At 33.8% G+C, this 17,433-nt stretch carries 17 protein-coding genes; 7 read left to right on the top strand and 10 right to left on the bottom strand.

All coding sequences use genetic code 11. The annotated features are described in order from the left end of the window. Positions 1-52 precede the first annotated feature (52 nt). The 3 genes from mnmG to G7082_RS05330 form a co-directional block, all read right to left on the bottom strand. Positions 53-1,954, bottom strand: a complete 1,902-nt coding sequence (gene mnmG / locus G7082_RS05340) for a tRNA uridine-5-carboxymethylaminomethyl(34) synthesis enzyme MnmG (RefSeq protein ID WP_166034161.1) — start codon at positions 1,952-1,954, stop codon at positions 53-55. 16 nt (positions 1,955-1,970) lie between these two features. Beyond that, on the bottom strand, positions 1,971-3,365 hold the full coding sequence (gene mnmE / locus G7082_RS05335) for a tRNA uridine-5-carboxymethylaminomethyl(34) synthesis GTPase MnmE (protein ID WP_166034160.1): 1,395 nt from the start codon (positions 3,363-3,365) through the stop codon (positions 1,971-1,973). Between the two features lie 362 nt (positions 3,366-3,727). Continuing rightward, complete coding sequence (locus G7082_RS05330) at positions 3,728-4,150, bottom strand: hypothetical protein (RefSeq protein ID WP_166034159.1); 423 nt, start codon at positions 4,148-4,150, stop codon at positions 3,728-3,730. A gap of 195 nt (positions 4,151-4,345) precedes the next feature. Here G7082_RS05330 and G7082_RS05325 point away from each other — a divergent pair, with 195 nt between their 5' ends. The 7 genes from G7082_RS05325 (at position 4,346) to G7082_RS05295 (ending at position 8,943) form a co-directional block, all read left to right on the top strand. Continuing rightward, positions 4,346-4,828 carry a prolyl-tRNA synthetase associated domain-containing protein gene (locus tag G7082_RS05325; RefSeq protein WP_166034158.1) on the top strand — a complete coding sequence of 161 codons (483 nt, stop codon included), beginning with the start codon at positions 4,346-4,348 and terminating at the stop codon, positions 4,826-4,828. A 229-nt stretch (positions 4,829-5,057) separates the two neighbouring features. Continuing rightward, entirely contained in the window at positions 5,058-5,477 is a 420-nt protein-coding gene (locus G7082_RS05320; protein WP_166034157.1) for a hypothetical protein, read from the top strand. A gap of 81 nt (positions 5,478-5,558) precedes the next feature. Further along, on the top strand, positions 5,559-6,356 hold the full coding sequence (locus G7082_RS05315) for a hypothetical protein (protein WP_166034156.1): 798 nt from the start codon (positions 5,559-5,561) through the stop codon (positions 6,354-6,356). Beyond that, positions 6,343-7,047, top strand: coding sequence for a hypothetical protein (locus tag G7082_RS05310; RefSeq protein ID WP_166034155.1), 705 nt, complete (start codon positions 6,343-6,345; stop codon positions 7,045-7,047). Before G7082_RS05315 ends, G7082_RS05310 begins: the two co-directional genes overlap by 14 nt. 163 nt (positions 7,048-7,210) lie before the next feature. Next, complete coding sequence (locus G7082_RS05305; protein WP_166034154.1) at positions 7,211-7,738, top strand: hypothetical protein; 528 nt, start codon at positions 7,211-7,213, stop codon at positions 7,736-7,738. A gap of 12 nt (positions 7,739-7,750) precedes the next feature. Further along, a complete protein-coding gene (locus tag G7082_RS05300) occupies positions 7,751-8,389 on the top strand; it encodes an ATP-binding cassette domain-containing protein (protein ID WP_238842695.1) in 639 nt (212 codons plus the stop codon). Then, on the top strand, positions 8,383-8,943 hold the full coding sequence (locus G7082_RS05295; protein WP_166034153.1) for a hypothetical protein: 561 nt from the start codon (positions 8,383-8,385) through the stop codon (positions 8,941-8,943). The genes G7082_RS05300 and G7082_RS05295 overlap by 7 nt, the downstream gene beginning before the upstream one ends. A 283-nt stretch (positions 8,944-9,226) precedes the next feature. Here the strand turns inward: G7082_RS05295 and G7082_RS05290 are convergent, their stop codons facing one another. From G7082_RS05290 to arcA, 7 genes are all read right to left on the bottom strand, one after another. Next, the gene (locus G7082_RS05290) at positions 9,227-9,658 is read right to left on the bottom strand and encodes a GNAT family N-acetyltransferase (protein ID WP_166034152.1); all 432 of its coding nucleotides are present in this window, start codon (positions 9,656-9,658) and stop codon (positions 9,227-9,229) included. Between the two features lie 141 nt (positions 9,659-9,799). Further along, positions 9,800-11,494, bottom strand: coding sequence for an arginine--tRNA ligase (argS, locus tag G7082_RS05285; protein WP_166034151.1), 1,695 nt, complete (start codon positions 11,492-11,494; stop codon positions 9,800-9,802). Positions 11,495-11,780: 286 nt separating this feature from the next. Beyond that, entirely contained in the window at positions 11,781-13,232 is a 1,452-nt protein-coding gene (locus G7082_RS05280) for a YfcC family protein (RefSeq protein ID WP_166034150.1), read from the bottom strand. A gap of 60 nt (positions 13,233-13,292) precedes the next feature. Further along, complete coding sequence (locus tag G7082_RS05275) at positions 13,293-13,985, bottom strand: Crp/Fnr family transcriptional regulator (protein WP_166034149.1); 693 nt, start codon at positions 13,983-13,985, stop codon at positions 13,293-13,295. Positions 13,986-14,015: 30 nt separating this feature from the next. Continuing rightward, positions 14,016-14,951: a carbamate kinase gene (gene arcC / locus G7082_RS05270; RefSeq protein ID WP_202983134.1), complete on the bottom strand. Its 936-nt coding sequence runs from the start codon at positions 14,949-14,951 to the stop codon at positions 14,016-14,018. An 83-nt stretch (positions 14,952-15,034) separates the two neighbouring features. Continuing rightward, on the bottom strand, positions 15,035-16,057 hold the full coding sequence (argF, locus tag G7082_RS05265) for an ornithine carbamoyltransferase (protein WP_166034147.1): 1,023 nt from the start codon (positions 16,055-16,057) through the stop codon (positions 15,035-15,037). 34 nt (positions 16,058-16,091) lie between these two features. Next, on the bottom strand, positions 16,092-17,315 hold the full coding sequence (arcA, locus tag G7082_RS05260; RefSeq protein WP_166034146.1) for an arginine deiminase: 1,224 nt from the start codon (positions 17,313-17,315) through the stop codon (positions 16,092-16,094). Positions 17,316-17,433: the final 118 nt, after the last annotated feature.

The following is a 17,433-nucleotide window of genomic DNA, read 5'->3' as shown; positions in this document are numbered from 1 at the left end:
ATTCTAAAAATTTTATCATTCATTGATTTTGAGCATAAAAAAAGGCTTATCACTAAGCCTTTTTTTCATCTCTTTTCGCTATTTTACCTCGTTCGATATAAACCATCAAAATACTAATATCTGCTGGGTTCACACCACTGATTCGACTGGCTTGTGCAATCGTTTCTGGGCGGATTTTCTCTAATTTTTGCACTGCTTCTGTAGCCAAACTATTGACTTTGGTATAGTCGATATTATCTGGAATACGTTTGGCTTCCATACGTTTTAATTTCTCTACTTTATCGTTTGCTTTCTTAATATAGCCGGCATACTTCACTTGAATTTCCACTTGTTCGTACACATAACGTGGGACGCTTAAGCTTTCTTCTCCTGCAAATTTAGCGATATCTTGGTAAGAAAGTTCTGGACGTTTTAATAGATCTGCTGCTAAAATACCATCTTTTAATTCAGCACTATTTTTTTCTGCTAAATAAGTTTGTAATTCTTCGGTTGGTTTCAAGCGAACTTTTTCTAAACGAGCCATCTCTGCTTCTACCATCGCTTTTTTCGCTACATAATCAGTATAACGTTCTTCGTCTGCTAAACCAATCTCGTGTCCCATCTCTGTTAAACGTAAATCTGCATTGTCATGACGTAATAACAAACGATATTCCGCACGAGACGTTAGTAAGCGGTACGGTTCATTCGTTCCTTTCGTCACTAAATCATCAATTAACACACCAATATACGCATCACTTCTTTTTAATACTAATGGCTCTTTTCCTTGAATTTTTAAAGCAGCATTGATTCCAGCCATTAACCCTTGGCAAGCAGCTTCTTCATAGCCTGAGGTTCCATTAGTTTGACCAGCTGTATATAGCCCTTCGATTTTCATAGTTTCTAGGGTTGGTCTTAATTGGTGAGGAACAACCACATCATACTCAATGGCGTAACCACTCCGCATGATTTCGGCATTTTCAAGACCTGCCACACTACGAACGATATCATGTTGCACATCTTCTGGTAGTGACGTTGATAACCCTTGGACATAAACTTCTTCCGTTTCAGCGCCTTCTGGTTCTAAGAAAATTTGATGTCTTGGCTTGTCGCTAAAACGAACCACCTTGTCTTCAATTGATGGACAATAACGCGCACCAACTCCTTCAACGATTCCTGTGAACATTGGGGCACGGTGAAGATTTTCTCTAATCACTTCATGAGTATCTAAATTGGTATAGGTTAACCAACATGGTAATTGATCTTGTTTATATTTATCATCTGCCGTTTCAAAACTGAAATGATTCGGCATTGTATCTCCTGGTTGAATTTCAGTCACATCATAATTAATTGAACTAGATTTCACACGAGGTGGTGTTCCTGTTTTAAATCGTTCAATTTCTAAACCTAACTCTTTTAAGTGATTCGCTAAACCAATGGCTGGTAATGAATTGTTTGGTCCTGAAGAATATTTTAATTCCCCAATGATAATCTCACCACGAAGCGCTGTACCAGCTGTAATAATGACAGCCTTACTGTAGAATTTTGTTCCTGTACTAATTTCTACCCCTTTAACCACATCGTCTTCAACGATTAATTTATCCACGATTCCTTGGCGTAAATCTAAGTTTTCTTGTTTTTCAAGAGTATGTTTTAGTTCTGTTTGATAAGCAAATTTATCAGCTTGAGCACGTAACGCTCTAACGGCTGGACCTTTACCTGTATTTAGCATGCGCATTTGGATATAGGTTTTATCAATGTTACGCCCCATTTCCCCACCTAACGCATCAATCTCACGAACGACCACGCCTTTTGCTGGTCCTCCAATAGATGGGTTACATGGCATGAAGCCAATAATATCTAAATTAAGTGTCACAAGAAGAGTTTTCATTCCCATTCTTGCAGCTGCTAGTGAGGCTTCTGAACCGGCATGTCCCCCGCCAACAACGATTACATCATATTGTGTTTTGTTTTCCATTCTTTTATCTCCCTTACTATTTACCTAAACAAAATTGGCTAAATAATTGTGTAATTAATTCATCTTGAACGCTATCTCCAATAATCTCACCTAGTAAATCCCAACTACGTGTCATATCAATTTGTAATAAATCAACAGGCATACCTGCTTCTATTCCATTTAATACTTCGTCTAGCGCCATGTTTGCTTGTTCTAACAAAGCAATGTGGCGTGAGTTAGAAATATAAGTGGCATCCTTCTCTTTCCCTGAATTTGAAAAGAACCGATCTTTAATAGCTTGTTCTAAGATTTCAATCCCTTCACTAGAAGCAACCGAAATACTCAGTACTGTCTCGTTATCCAGTAACTCATCTAAAGCTTGACGATCTAGCTTCGTTTCTAAGTCCATTTTATTTAAAAGAATCATGCGGTTCATACCTTTTGTTAAAGACAATAACTCAATATCCATCGGTGTTAAGGATTCACTTTGATTTAACACAAGTAAGATTAAGTCCGCTTCATTTAACGCTTTACGACTTCTCTCCACCCCGATTTTTTCCACAATATCTTCTGTCTCACGAATACCAGCTGTATCGATTAATTTAAGCGGTACCCCTCGAACATTCACGTATTCTTCGATGACGTCACGAGTCGTTCCAGCAATTTCAGTCACAATTGCTTTGTCTTCTTGGAGCAAGTAGTTTAATAGACTTGATTTCCCCACATTAGGACGTCCGATAATCGCTGTAGATAACCCTTCACGTAGGATTTTTCCTTGTTTAGCCGTCATTAATAAGTGATCGATTGACCCTTTAACTTGTTCTGCTTTTTCTTTCATCAAGTTAGCGGTCATCTCTTCTACATCATCGTACTCTGGGTAATCAATGTTCACTTCAACTTGAGCTAAAGCTTGTAAAATATGCTGACGTAAGTCTTTAATCAAACCTGATAATTTTCCATCTAACTGGTTCAAAGCAAGCTTCATTGATTCATCTGTTTTAGCTTGAATTAAATCCATCACAGCTTCAGCTTGAGATAAATCCATCCGACCATTTAAGAAAGCACGTTTTGTAAATTCTCCCGGTTCAGCTAATCGAGCTCCTTGTCTTAATAGCAATTGTAAGACTTGATTGGCAACGACCATTCCACCATGACAGTTGATTTCTACAATGTTTTCTCTTGTGAAAGTTTTTGGTTCTAACATGATAGAAAACATGACTTCATCTAAAATCTGTTCTGTATCGGGATCCATAATGTGACCATAATGAATCGTATGAGTTGGAACTTCGGTTAATTTTTTATGTTTATAAGCACTAATCTTATCTGCAATCGTTACTGCCATATCCCCACTCATGCGGACAATGCTAATCGCTCCTTCACCAGGCGGCGTAGAAATAGCAGCAATCGTATCAAATTCTTTGGTTATATTCATGTAAAATGCGTCCTTTCTTAAAAAAATGCATATAAAAAAGCGCCTACTCCACCCTTTTTTGACCGTACAAAAAAAAGTAGAGACGCACTTTGACTGCTCTCTTGTATTTAGATTTCATTAGAATGATAGCATAATTAGGTAGTTTTGACAATTTTAAACGTGTGTCATTTTTGGTATTTTTCTATGTATAATCTAATAAGCAGCTGAGATATACCATTCAACCTATACCAATTATCAACTCTTTTTATCCAAACTTACGTATATAAACAAACCACTTACGCATTTTTATAAACAATAAATAAAAAATAGATCAAAAACCGTTTTGCCTTAAATGACTTTTGATCTACCTAAACTTTTTTTAATTAATTTTTCAACGAACTATTAAACATCTCTGAATCTGGATAATCCTCTTTCCCTAGCGACCAGCTAATTTTTCCTTCCATTGGGCTATCTGAGTTATTAGGCACTAATAAGACAGCCTTGTCTTTGTCCTTTCTATTCGGAAAAACGACAGATAATGACCCTTGATTTACCACCTCTAAGGTTTTATAACTTCGATTATTTTCAATCCCTGTACCTACTTGCTTGTAAGAGTAAACTTCTTCCTTTGCTCCATCTGGCTTGATTTTAATTTCATTTTCAGTGATTTCGATTCGCGCTTTTTGATTCTCCTTATTCACAGCATACCAGTTACTTTGAATGTCTGCAGACCCTTTACAAGCTGTGACTAAAAATAATGAGAAAAATAAAATAATGGTTCCTACTACTTGTTTTTTCTTTTCCAATAAAAACACTCCTTAAAAAACTTTATAATTCAATAAGTATATCATTTAACTTTAAAAAGATTAATAAAGAACTAAATTTTATTTTTTGTTATCAAAAGTGATTCTTACTAGAAAATGTCGAGTAGTAGACAGAATCTGTTGCTCATTTACGTTATGATTATCTTAGATAGTTAGCACTTTGAAAGGAGTTTTTAGATGTTAGATATTGAAAAACAAGCCTATCAATTACTTGATGAGTTGGATATTAGTTACCATCGTGTGGATCATCCGGCGATTACTTCTGTTAAGAACGTACCTTTTGATTTACCTGGACCACAAGTAAAAAATTTAGTCTTAAAAGCTAAAAAAGGCAAACGAATTTATTTGGTGATTCTTCCTGATGAGAAACAAGCAGATTTAAAAAAATTAGCAGAAGTTTTGGATGAAAAACGACTTTCTTTTCTATCGGAAGAAACTCTATTTGAGTTACTTGGGGTTCACGGTGGGGTTGTGACTCCTCTTGCTTTACCGAATGACACAGATAAGCAAATCACTGTTGTCTTGGATCAAACTATTGATAAAGAAGATACCATTGGCGTTCATCCTAATATTAATACCACTACTTTAATGATTCAATTTCATGATTTTGAAAAGATACTGGAGCATTTGGGATATGAGCCATTATTTATTTTAATTTAATAAAAAAGTACCTTATTTACGCTTCATTCATAGTGTAAATAGGTACTTTTTTCGGTATATTGTCTTTTATTTCTATCTAATAAAAACTATTCTTATTTTTTTCTTATTTTTTTTTGACTTATTTCTTAGTATTGCTAAAAATAAAATACATAACACTTGTTGTTATTTATAGTCTTAAGTGACTAGTCAAAAAACGATCGTTTAAAACAATTACAAAGGAGAAATTATCATGAAAAAAACTTTATTTGTTTCGACTATTTTAAGTGGCATACTATTTGGTGCAACTGTTTTCGCTGCGCCTAATCACGGTGACACTCCCTTCACATTAGATTTAAAACCTACGTCAACATCTAACGGTTACGCTCATACAGGATTCAGAAAAAAGAACACACCATCTTATGTTTATGCAAAGATTAATAAAGTATCTAATCCTGGAAATAAAGCCTCTGGATGGGTACAGGGTCGTAAAGATGGTGGTAACGCTTCTAACGATTCGGGCGGTAGTTATTATCGATTTAACAATAAAGGTATCCACTTAATGAATAACTATGTTTATGAAAGTAAAAGAAATGAAGCTGGTATTAAAGCCGGTGCTGATCCTAGGATGAATAACTACATCCAAGGTGTATGGAGCCCTGATTACGTTTAATCAAATTGTTTTATAAAAAATAACCTTTAGATAAGAGTACTCTAAAATTCTTATCTAAAGGTTATGCTAGGAGATGATGAAGTGTTCAACTTTTTTTTTAAAAGATTATTACGAAACTATTATTTTTATGTCGCTTTATTAATTGTTAACTTAATATCCATACTTTATGTCATCTTAGACATTATACCTAATGCTAATTATAACGGAAATCCATACACAAGATGGCTTGGTTCTTACACAGCATCTGAACTACCAACAATTTTTTTCTTTCTTATGCCCCTTGTTTCTAGTTTAGCCTTTTCTAACATTTATAGTAAGGACAAAAAGACTGGTTTAATATCTTACTTCTTTAGTAAGGGACTTAAAAAAGATTATTTTATTACTTTATTTATTTTTAATTTTATTGCAGGTGGTTTTATCGTTGCCTCTGCTCTAATAGTTAATATTTATGGCTGTTTCATGTTTCTGCCTAATCAGCCCGTAGATATGCTTGTTAATGGTAACATGAATGTTCCACTACTTTATTCCAATACCTTGTTTCCAAGTTTATACTACAGTCATCCTTTTATTCACATGATGTTTTATGTCTTACTTGCTTTTGTAGTTGCTGGTATTTTTTCTTCTATCGCTTTAACAAGCAGTCTTTATTTACCTAAAAAAGATTTTCTTATTTTTCTAAGTCCTTTTGTTTTGAATTATGTATGGATTCTTTTCGTTCCTAATTCTAAATACCAAAGTTCTTTTATTTTCACCACATTTTCAAAACAAGTATCAAATCAAATCATTGCCCCAATATATGTCTTTACCAGCATTTTTACGGTTCTTTTTCTGACATTTTTTTTATACCTGATAGGAATTAAAAAAAATGAAAAAATTTAATTATTTATGGTCTAATAAAACAATTCTCTGTTTTTTATTTATGATTTTACTTGTACTAGTGGTAGGTCCTTTAATTATTGATCATGTTATGTATGGTGATATTAAAGTTAAAAATTTACAATATCGATATTATTCAAAATATGTTTTTATCTTTTTATTGTTACCTATATTATCTTTAGTCATTACTGGGCAACTTAGTTTATATACTCGGCAAGATATTTTAATCACATCAGGCTCTCGAGATAATTATGCTAAATTTATACTTTTTAAACTCATTTTAACGTCAACTTTATTCATTCTTTCGTATAATATATCCACATTATTTTTAAGTATGTTGATTGATTCTGTTTCTCCACTGTACTTTCTATTCGAATTAAAATTATTTATTGGCTCATGGGTGTTATTTCTATTTGTTACATCCTTATATTTGGTGATTTTTTTTCAAACTAACTCTTTAATTATTGCTTTTATTGTCAGTGTTTCTACACCATTCATCATGATTATTTTAAATTTTTATTTAGGTGTTCCCTCATACATCATGATTGTACAAGAATTATCAAACATAGAAAATAACCTCACGTTTTGGGATATTATTCCTTCGGGTTCTTGTTTACTTTTTATCTCTCAAGCGCTACTTTGGTTTAGTTTTTATAAGATTAGTAAAAAAGATTTTTTAAATTCTTCAGATTAAGGAGGAAATCATGAATTTTATACAACTATTAAAAAGAGATCTCTATTTTTTAAAAAGTAAAAAGAGAAATTTCTTTTTTTTACTTAGCTTTTTTACACTACTTTTCATTCACTTAAAAAAAAATCTAACAGACTTAGCTTTTTTTACAGGTGGTATTACCGAGATGAGTGCTCGAGAGTCCCTTTTCATTTCTTTTCCTTACTTTTGGTTTTTTATTATTTTAGCACCAATTATTCTCATCCATGATTTTATTCGTCAAGATTTGACCACACAAGGCATTCCTGTTTTTATTTTGGCTCAAAAAAAATGGTATTTATTAAGTAAAATTATATCTAGCCTCTTAGCAACATTGGTTCTTAATATCCTCTATCTTTTAATCTTGTACTTACTTACTATTCCCTTTAATTCATTTTTTTACCTACTTATGTTATTGGGGCAATTAATGAGTGTTTCATTTTTTATTTTATTTAACCTATTATTGGAAGAAATTTTAGCTTTTATTGTTATCATCACCATCTATTCTCTAGGTTGGAAAAATTCACATCATTTTTTTCCAGCTAACATTAACATGCCGGCTCAACATCTATCCAATCAATTAGCTACTAGCATTATTCTTTCATACAATTTTATGTTCTTTTTTATATCAAGTATTTTAAGTGTTTACATATTACAAAAAAAAGAAATATATTAAGAGGTGACGACTTTGGAAAAAAAAATTATCTATACAAATGTTTCAAAAAAAATAAAAAAAGATATGGTTCTCGATAATATTTCTCTTTCTTTAGACATGGGGAGAAATTATGGTATTTATGGTACAAACGGCTCTGGTAAAACCATGTTTCTAAGATCTATTTGTGGCTTGATGACTGTTAAGGGAAATATTCAAATTGATACTGTTAAAGATATTGGTAACAAAAACTTTCCAAATTCATTAGGTTTATTAATTGAAAACCCTAGTTTTATTAATGAATTTACTGGCTTTGAAAATTTAAAATTGCTTTCTTTTATTTCTAAATCGATTGGAGACGATACGATTAATCAAGTTATTACGACTGTTGGTTTGAACCCTAAAGATAAACGCAAATACAAAAAATACTCCTTAGGGATGAAGCAACGTTTAGGTATTGCACAAGCAATCATTGGGAGTCCTGATTTAATTGTGTTAGATGAACCTACAAATGGTCTAGATGAAGATGGTATCAGCTTATTAATAAAAATAATTCATTCCATGGAAGAGAGTACCTTTATCATCGCTAGTCACGACAAAGAATTTTTAAAACATGTGACACAAACACACTTTAAAATGGCTCATGGCAAACTTAATGAGGCTAGCTTATGGTAAAAAAATACATGATGAATGGCATACTCGTTGCTTTTATTATCTTAAGTGGGTTTAGGTACTCCTACGTTCAAAAAAGTCATCGTTACTTATTACAACGGTATGATATTGAAACAATTGATGTTCAGATTGGTAAACCCTGTGATATTCACGGTTTGACCTATACATTTAAGGAAATTGAACGGAAACAAGTCTTTGATGACTTTTACAAACAGGACGTCATTGCTTATACCGTTTACTTTGATGTTAAAAATGATTCTGAGCAACCATCACAAGATGTTAATATTATGGAAAGTATGGTTGTTTTAAGTGGTGGTACGGGATGGTGGATTGATCCAGTTGAAAATAAAGCTATTTTTGAACAAAATAATACTAAAATCCAACTTACTCCTTTTGAAACAACAGGCGGGTTTGTTACAATCAAAGTTATTCCAGATAAAGACAAAAATGGTTTTTACCCTATTGAAAAATTACAAGAGGCAGAAATTTATTATATTGATAAAACGCCTAATGGAGCTTATAAATATAAAATTAATGGCAAAATTACTCAACTATAAAAAAGAATGGGGGTGACTTACTTTTGTCACACTCCCATTCTTTTTAGTCGAGATTCAAAAAGCAGCTCCTGCGGCAACTTCACAACTACGAATCAATCCGAAATACGTGGATTGTTTAGTAGTTCCTCCAGTTGCTTGGAGCTAAACGCCTTTTTCATCATCCTATTTAGTCAGGAATTTAAAATCTGCTCCTTCGGTAACTTCGCTAAAATCAATCAATCCAAAAAGCGGATTGTTTGATTTTAACTCCAGTTACTCGGAGCAAAACGATTTTTAATCCACCCTATTTCAGCAACATATCAATGTGTGGGATATCATCTTCTAAATACATCTCTGAGACCACTTCAAAGCCAAAGGTTGCGTAAAAATCAACCAAGTAATTTTGGGCTGATATCTTGATGGCTTTATTTGGGTATAGGCGTTTAATTTCAGTTAATGTTTCTTCAACAATTTTTTTACCTAATTTTTTAGCACGGTGTTCTTTTACCACTAAGACACGTCCAAAAGTAACTAACTCTCCACGGTCCATAATCCGAGTATATGCTACTAGCTTACCCTCATCTTTTAACATGACGTGATGAGCAATTTCGTCATCTTCATCCACTTCTTGATAGGGGCAATTCTGCTCAACGATAAAAACCTTTACCCGCTCTTGCAATACTTCAAGTAATTCTTTTGTTGTTAATTCATTTAACGTTTTGACAGTGACTTCCATGTTTATTCCACCTTTCTAAAAAAGAGGTTGTAACAGAAGTGTTCAGCTTATTTCCGCAGAAGCTACTTCTGTGACACCGTTTAGCTTATTAAAAAGAGAGTGTGACTTACTTTTGTCGCACTCCCCTGATCAAAATCAGTCTTACATCTTATCTGGTGATTTAATTCCTAACAGACGTAAACCTTCTTTAATAACAACAGACACTGAATACACAAGGCTTAATCTTGCTTCTTTTTGTTCGTCGTTTTCTAAGATTTTATGTTTTGAATAGTATTTATTGAATTTTTGAGCTAAGTCGATCAAGAATTTCGCCATCACTGATGGTTCATATTTTTGATACGCTTCTTGAATTTTTTTAGGGAAATTGTCTAAACATTTAATAACTTCCCATGAATCTTCGTCATTTAAGCTTAAAGCAGCGTCAGCGTTACCTGGTGTCCATTCTGCTTTTGCTAAGATACTTTCACAACGAGAACGTGTATATTGCACGTATGGGCCTGTTTCACCCTCAAATTGGATAATATCATCTAAGTTAAAATCAAAGGTGTTCATACGGTCATTTTTAAGGTCGTGGAACACAACAGCTCCAACCCCTACTTGATGAGCCACTTCATCTTTGTTTTCTAACCCAGGATTTTTTTCTTCGATTCCGGCTTTAGTTGTTTTGATTGCTTCGTTTAATACTTCTTCTAAAAGGATAACATTTCCTTTTCTGGTTGAAAGCTTTTTACCACCTGATGTGATTAAACCAAATGGAATGTGTTTGATATTATCAGACCAGTCGTGTCCCATCTCTTTTAAAACAGCTTTTAATTGTTTAAAGTGACCTGATTGCTCGTTACCAACCACATATAAAGCTTCAACAAAATCATAATTTTCAATACGGTAATTAGCAGCTGCTAAGTCACGAGTAATGTATAGTGTTGCCCCATCTGATTTTCTGATTAAAGCAGGGTTTAAGTCATATTTTTCTAAATCAACAATATCTGCACCTTGGTCAGAAACAAGTAAGTTTTTATCTTCTAAATCTTTAATGATTGGGTCCATTTTATCATTGTAGAAAGCTTCCCCTGCGTATGAATCAAACGTAATATCAAGCATATCGTAAACAGCTTGGAATTCTTTTAATGACTCTTCACGGAACCATTCCCATAAACGAACAGCCTCAGGATCATTGTCTTCTAATTTTTTGAACCATGCACGACCTTCTTCTTCAAGTTCAGGATGTTCTTCTGCCTCATCATGGAATTGAACATATAATTTTAGTAATTCAGCAATTGGCTCTTCTCTAACAGCTTCTTCACTACCCCATTTTTTAAAGGCAACGATTAATTTACCAAATTGAGTTCCCCAGTCACCTAAGTGATTGATTTTAACTGGTTGGTAGCCAATTTTTCCAGATAATTCAGCTAATGAATTTCCGATAACAGTTGATCTTAAATGTCCCATTGACATTGGTTTTGCAATATTAGGAGAAGACATATCCACTGGTATATTACGACCTTGTCCAATATTAGCATCTCCGTAATGTTCTTTTTCATTTAAAATAGTCGTTAAAACTGTTTGGCTCACTTCACCTTTGTTTAAGAAGAAGTTAATATAGCCTCCTACAGCCACGATATTTTCATAATGTGCTTTGTCTAATTTTTCAATTAAATCCTCAGCAATCATGTTAGGCGCTTTACGGTAAACTTTTGCTAGTGAGAATGTTGGAAAAGCATAATCCCCGTGGGTACTCATTTTTGGTACTTCTAAAGAGTTATAAAGTACTTCTGCACTTAATTCCTCACCTATTACTTTTTGTAAATCTTCAACAATTAATTTTTTATAATCCATCAAATTTCTTTCTCCTCTCGTTCTTTAAAATAGTCCTAGATAAACTAAAAAGTCCGCCTCTTATCACTAAAAACTAGTCATAAGAGACGAACTTGAACATCCGCGGTACCACTCTTGTTGTTGGAAAACCAACCACTTTAAGTCTATTTAATTTTATCAGTTACACAGATGCGCTTCCTTACAAGCATTGTCTTGGCTTTCACTGTTCCAAAATCGCTAACTCAATGTCTCTCTTATAAGTACTTAGTCTATTTTCTCGTATTATAGCAAACTATTTTATAAATATCTAGCTAAACACTAACATTGAAATAACTAGAATAACTAAATTAATCACACCTAGAATAATTAAAGGTTTCATAATAAATTTAATCCATGTAGAATAATTTACTTTGGAAATTTCTAAACCACCCATCACAACACCTGATGTTGGGGTAATTAAATTGATTAAACCACAACCTGATACAAAAATCATGACCATCACATCTGGACTTAAACCAACTTCTTTTGCTAAAGCTCCCATGATCGGAATTGACACATAAGCCAAACCTGATGTTGACGGAATTAAGAACGTTAGGAATAAGTAAAGGACAAAGGCACCAATAACAAATAACACTGGTGATAAGCCTTTAAGAACATCCGCTGCACGGTCTAAAATAAATAAATCTAAATGTGTTGTTTGCATTAAAACTGACGCCCCGCGCGCTACAACAATAATTAAAACAACTGATAACATGTCGGCACACCCTGCAACAAATTGATTCACAATTTCTTTTTCAGGTACTTTATTGATTAAAGCAATAATAACACCCATGATGAAGAACCACATTGCCAAGTCTCCAAAGTACCACTCGCCAAAGTTATTGCCTGTTAAGAAGGAAGTCCAACCTTCAAATATCTTAACGCCAAACTCGCCCCAAGGAATCAATGAAACAATCATTACTAGGAACGTAATACCAAAAATAGCTAGAATACGTTTATGTTTTTTCGTAAATTCTAAATCCTCAGCAGATTGTTTGCCAAAATGTTCTTCCATGTCTTCTTGTTCTTGAAGAGATAGGATTGTTGACCCTTTGTCAGCTTTAACTTTTTTCGCGTAACGTGTTACGACAAAAATAGAGAAAGTTGTTGAGCTTGCCCAAAGGAGTAAACCAACAATCATAATCGTTCCAACCTGTGGCTCAATGCCAACACCTTTTAAAGCGTCCATTGCTGTCCCAGTTGCAAAAGGATTCACCGTCGAACCAATTACCCCAGAACCCGAACCAAGAAGAATCGTGGCTACCGTCACAATGGAGTCAAATCCGGAAGCTACCATCGTTGCTCCTAAAAGAGCGTAAAATGGAATGGTTTCTTCTGCCATACCGTAAGTTGACCCACCGATTGAGAATAAAATCATTAAGATAACAATAATAATAATTTCATTTCCTTTAAGTTTCTTCACCACATTTTGAATACCAGATTCAAGAGCACCTGTTTTCGTTACAATATTTAAGAAACCACCTAATACTAAAATAAAGACGCAGATTTCAATGGCTTCTTTAAATCCATTAAAAGGTGACATGAAAATATCTGAAATATTCGCACCAATCACATGATCAACCATCGTTCCATCTTTTAATTCTTGTGGCGCAAACGCCTGACCATTTAATAACTTCGTAATAAGACCTAACACAATAATAATAATAAAGAGAATACTAAAGGAGGTCAGCTCTTTTCTTTTTTTCTTTTCTTTTGCCATTTTGCAGTATGTGTCACCTCTACTATGTGACACAACTCCTTTCTTTCTATGGTTTACAAATTAATTTTTCAAGGTATCATTGAAAAATTTTGCATCCAAAAAGGTTAAATGCTTCCGGCTATACATTATTTTTTTAGCAGTCACTAATTTTTTAATGACCGTACTGGTTGTCTCTCTTGTCGTTCCACTGGATTTAGCAATGTCGTTAATCGTCATAGGACAAGGAACAATAACTGTGCCTTGTGGGTACTGCTTTTCTCCTAATTCGCTATACATAATTGCTAATGTGGTCATGACACGATAATTAGCATTATTCATTGTTCCTTTTTGGATCTTTAAAATTTGAGTCTGTAATATTCGTGATTGCTCTTGTAAATTAACAATCAGTTGTTGATTGTTGTTACTAACAATTTCTTCAAACACTTTCACTGGCATTGAAATAATTTCAATATCTGTGTGTGCAACCGCAGAAATGTAGTATTTGTTATCTGAGAAGAGATCTAGGTGAGGAAACAAGCCTTTCGCTTTTTTAAAATGTAAATAAGTAAATGTATCTGTGTCATCCACTTTCTCAAGTTTAATCACACCTGATACTAGAAAAAAAACATGGGATCTCTCATCTCCAAAATTAAATAGTACTTGTCCTTTTTTATAAGAACGAGCCACACTCACTTCTTGAAGTTTTTGAATATCTTGATCTGTCAGATATTGAAAGTCTTTATGATGTTTTCCTAATTCTTGTTTTATATTCATGGTTCCCCTACCTGCCCTTATCTCATCTATTTACAGTACAATCGTTGTGCCAATCTCTGGATTTTTCGTTAAATCTCCTAGACATTCTAAGGATGTAATCACTGCTTTTTTACCTGGATTATTTTTAGCAAACTGAATGGCTGCTTCAATTTTTGGTAACATGCTACCTGGTGCAAAGTGACCTTCTGCTTTATATTGCTCTAATTCTGCAACAGTTACGTTTGTTAATTTTTGCTCGTTTTCTTTACCGTAATTAATATACACGTTATCAACGCCTGTTAAAACGATAAACATATCAGCACTTACTAAATGCGCTAATTTTTCTGAAGCGAAATCTTTATCAATAACCGCTTCAACACCTTTAAGTTCAGCACCAACAACAGGAACCCCGCCCCCACCGCATGAAATAGTAATGATATCATTATTAACTAATGTATTAATTGTTTTTGCTTCATGAATACCGATTGGTTTTGGACTTGCGACAACTTTGCGGTAACCACGGCCAGCATCTTCTTTAAACGTAGCTCCCGTTTTTTCAGCTTCTTCTTTCGCAGCTTCTTCTGTTAAGAATGGTCCGATTGGTTTTGTTGGGTTTTTGAAAGCTTCGTCGTTTTCGTCTACCACAACTTGTGTTAATACTGTTGCCACTTCTTTAGAAATATTAGCTTGTTTTAATTCATTTGTCATGGCATTTGCTAACCAGTAGCCAATACTTCCTTGTGTCATTGCCACACATGTATCTAATGGCATTGCTGGATTTTTCTCAGAATTAGCAGCTTGTTGTTGTAATAATAAATTACCAACTTGTGGGCCATTCCCGTGAGAGATGATCAATTTATAGTCTTCTTTGACTAAGTTTACTAAATGTTTTGATGTTTGAATTAATGCTTCTTGTTGTGCTTGTGCACTGGCATCGTTCGATAGAATGGCGTTACCACCTAAGGCTACTACGACTTTTTTTTCCATCAATAATCCTCTTTTCATTATAAAATATTTTCAAAAAAAGCAGCATGAATTATTTAAAAAACATGCTGCTTTCAACTTAATTCTTATTGTACGTAAGGAATGAATAAATCGCCTAAAGTTGCAGCCATGATTGCTTTAATTGAGTGCATTCTGTTTTCTGCTTCTTCAAATTGACGACCATATTTACTTCTGAAGACTTCATCAGTAATTTCCATTTCAGAAAGACCAAATTTTTCTTCAACCATTTTTCCATATTCAGTTTCTGTATCGTGGAAAGCTGGTAAACAGTGAAGTACGATTAAATCGCCATCCATGTTTTCAGTTTTTTCAAGCATGCTCATATTGATTTGGTATGGTTTTAATAAATTCACGCGTTCTTCAAATTTATCTTCTTCACCCATTGATACCCAAACGTCAGTGTAAAGAACGTTAGCGCCTTTAACACCTTTAGCAACGTCATCAGTAATCATTAATTCAGCGCCAGATTCTTTAGCGAATCCTTCTGCATAATTAACCACTTCTTCAGTTGGGAATAATTCTTTTGGTGCACAAATTCTTACGTTAACACCTAAGATAGCTCCAGTTACAAGTAAGCTGTTTGCCATGTTGTTACGGCCATCTCCAACGTATACAAGTGTTACGCCTTCAAGTTTGCCAAAGTTTTCTTTAACAGTCATGAAGTCAGCGATCATTTGAGTTGGGTGCCATTCGTCAGTTAAACCATTCCATACAGGAACGCCTGAATGTTCAGCAAGTCCTTCTACTACTTCTTGGCTAAATCCACGGAATTCAATTCCATCAAACATGCTACCTAAAACTTTAGCAGTATCTTCAACTGATTCTTTTTTACCTAATTGAATATCATTTTTTCCTAAGAATTCAGGATGAGCACCTAAGTCGATTGAAGCTGTTGTAAATGCAGCTCTTGTACGAGTTGAATTTTTTTCGAATAATAGAGCAATGTTTTTTCCTTCTAAGTAACGGTGAGGAACGCCACGTTTTTTAAGATCTTTCACGTGAATACCAAAGTTGATTAAATATTCTAATTCTGCTTTTGTAAAATCTTTTTCTGCTAATAAACTACGTCCTTGAAAAACTGATGTCATGTTTGTTTCACTCCTAGATTTATTTTTTTTATAATTAAATGTCTTCTCTAATAATTGGCATACTCATACATCTTGGACCACCACGGCCACGAACTAATTCACTACCTGGTAAGTAGTTTAATTTAACGCCTGCTTCTTCTAACAACTTGTTAGTGATTGTGTTACGATCATAAACAATTACTTCACCTGGAGCGATTGTTAAAGTATTAGAACCATCATTCCATTGTTCACGAGCTGCAGCTGTTAAGTTACCACCACCACAACGGATTAAGTGAACTTTATCAATGTTTAAATATTTACATAAAATGTTTTCTAATGAATCTTCTTCACGGATAATATCTAAGCCATCTTTTCCTTCTGAAATAGAATAAACAACTAATTCGCCTTCAATTTCTGGATGGATTGAGAATTTATCGTAATCCACCATCGTGAACACTGTATCTAAATGCATAAATTTGCGATATTCACCAATGTTGAATGCTAAGATATGTTTGAAGCCCATGTTTTCAGCAAAAATACTTTTCGCCATTTTTTCAATAGATGCCGCATCTGTACGTTGAGAAATACCGATAGCTAATACATCTTTAGAAAGAACTAACTCATCTCCACCTTCGATACGAGTAGAATCGTCACGGTCATAAACGCGAGGTAAGTCTTTACCTGCAAAACGTGGATGGAAATCAAAGATATATTGACCGTAAATTGTTTCACGGTTTCTTGTTTCTGCATACATATGATTTAATGAAACACCATGTCCAATTGTTGCAAATGGATCACGTGTGAAATATAGGTTAGGCATTGGATCGATAACGAATGGATAATCAGATTCCACCATGTCAGTTAAACTGCTTAATTCAAATTTAGGTAATTCAACTTTTTGCATACCCGCCATTGATTTGTCGATTAATTCTCTATTAGTTGGTAAAGCTAACAATAATTCTTTGGCTTTTTGTTTAGCCGTTTTACTCTTAATGTTTGCTTCATTTAAATATTGATCCACAAATTTTTCTTTAATTTCGTCATTTAGTAGCGCTTCTGCTGCTAAATCTTCTAAATAAAGAACTTCTACTCCTTTAGAAACAAGTAATTCTGCAAATTGATCATGTTCTCTTTGCGCTTGTTCTAAGTAAGGAATATCATCGAACAACAATCTTTCTAAATAATCTGGCATTAAATTCTCTAACTCTTTACCAGGGCGGTGCAATAGTACTGTTTTTAATTTCCCAATTTCAGAAAAAACATTAATTGGATGACTCATAAATCATTACCTCCTAAATTTATTTACACCCCAAGATTAACAAAAATAAAAAATAACAATGTCCTCGATTCGACAATTAAAAAACCAAATATGCAACATTATTCTTTTTTACGAATAA

The organism is Vagococcus hydrophili (genome assembly GCF_011304195.1).
GTDB classification, from domain to species: Bacteria; Bacillota; Bacilli; order Lactobacillales; family Vagococcaceae; genus Vagococcus; species Vagococcus hydrophili.
The sequence above is the reverse complement of the archived record's forward strand: the minus strand, read 5'-3'. Positions and strand labels throughout refer to the sequence as shown.

What these genes read in the sequence shown, in the direction of transcription:
- G7082_RS05320 (WP_166034157.1), top strand. Translation starts at nt 5,058, where the DNA reads ATGAAAAAAACTTTATTTGTTTCGACTATTTTAAGTGGCATACTATTT.
- G7082_RS05290 (WP_166034152.1), bottom strand. Translation starts at nt 9,658, where the DNA reads ATGGAAGTCACTGTCAAAACGTTAAATGAATTAACAACAAAAGAATTA.
- arcC (WP_202983134.1), bottom strand. Translation starts at nt 14,951, where the DNA reads ATGGAAAAAAAAGTCGTAGTAGCCTTAGGTGGTAACGCCATTCTATCG.
- G7082_RS05280 (WP_166034150.1), bottom strand. Translation starts at nt 13,232, where the DNA reads ATGGCAAAAGAAAAGAAAAAAAGAAAAGAGCTGACCTCCTTTAGTATT.
- argS (WP_166034151.1), bottom strand. Translation starts at nt 11,494, where the DNA reads ATGGATTATAAAAAATTAATTGTTGAAGATTTACAAAAAGTAATAGGT.
- argF (WP_166034147.1), bottom strand. Translation starts at nt 16,057, where the DNA reads ATGACATCAGTTTTTCAAGGACGTAGTTTATTAGCAGAAAAAGATTTT.
- G7082_RS05310 (WP_166034155.1), top strand. Translation starts at nt 6,343, where the DNA reads ATGAAAAAATTTAATTATTTATGGTCTAATAAAACAATTCTCTGTTTT.
- mnmE (WP_166034160.1), bottom strand. Translation starts at nt 3,365, where the DNA reads ATGAATATAACCAAAGAATTTGATACGATTGCTGCTATTTCTACGCCG.
- G7082_RS05305 (WP_166034154.1), top strand. Translation starts at nt 7,211, where the DNA reads ATGAGTGCTCGAGAGTCCCTTTTCATTTCTTTTCCTTACTTTTGGTTT.
- G7082_RS05295 (WP_166034153.1), top strand. Translation starts at nt 8,383, where the DNA reads ATGGTAAAAAAATACATGATGAATGGCATACTCGTTGCTTTTATTATC.
- arcA (WP_166034146.1), bottom strand. Translation starts at nt 17,315, where the DNA reads ATGAGTCATCCAATTAATGTTTTTTCTGAAATTGGGAAATTAAAAACA.
- G7082_RS05275 (WP_166034149.1), bottom strand. Translation starts at nt 13,985, where the DNA reads ATGAATATAAAACAAGAATTAGGAAAACATCATAAAGACTTTCAATAT.
- G7082_RS05325 (WP_166034158.1), top strand. Translation starts at nt 4,346, where the DNA reads ATGTTAGATATTGAAAAACAAGCCTATCAATTACTTGATGAGTTGGAT.
- mnmG (WP_166034161.1), bottom strand. Translation starts at nt 1,954, where the DNA reads ATGGAAAACAAAACACAATATGATGTAATCGTTGTTGGCGGGGGACAT.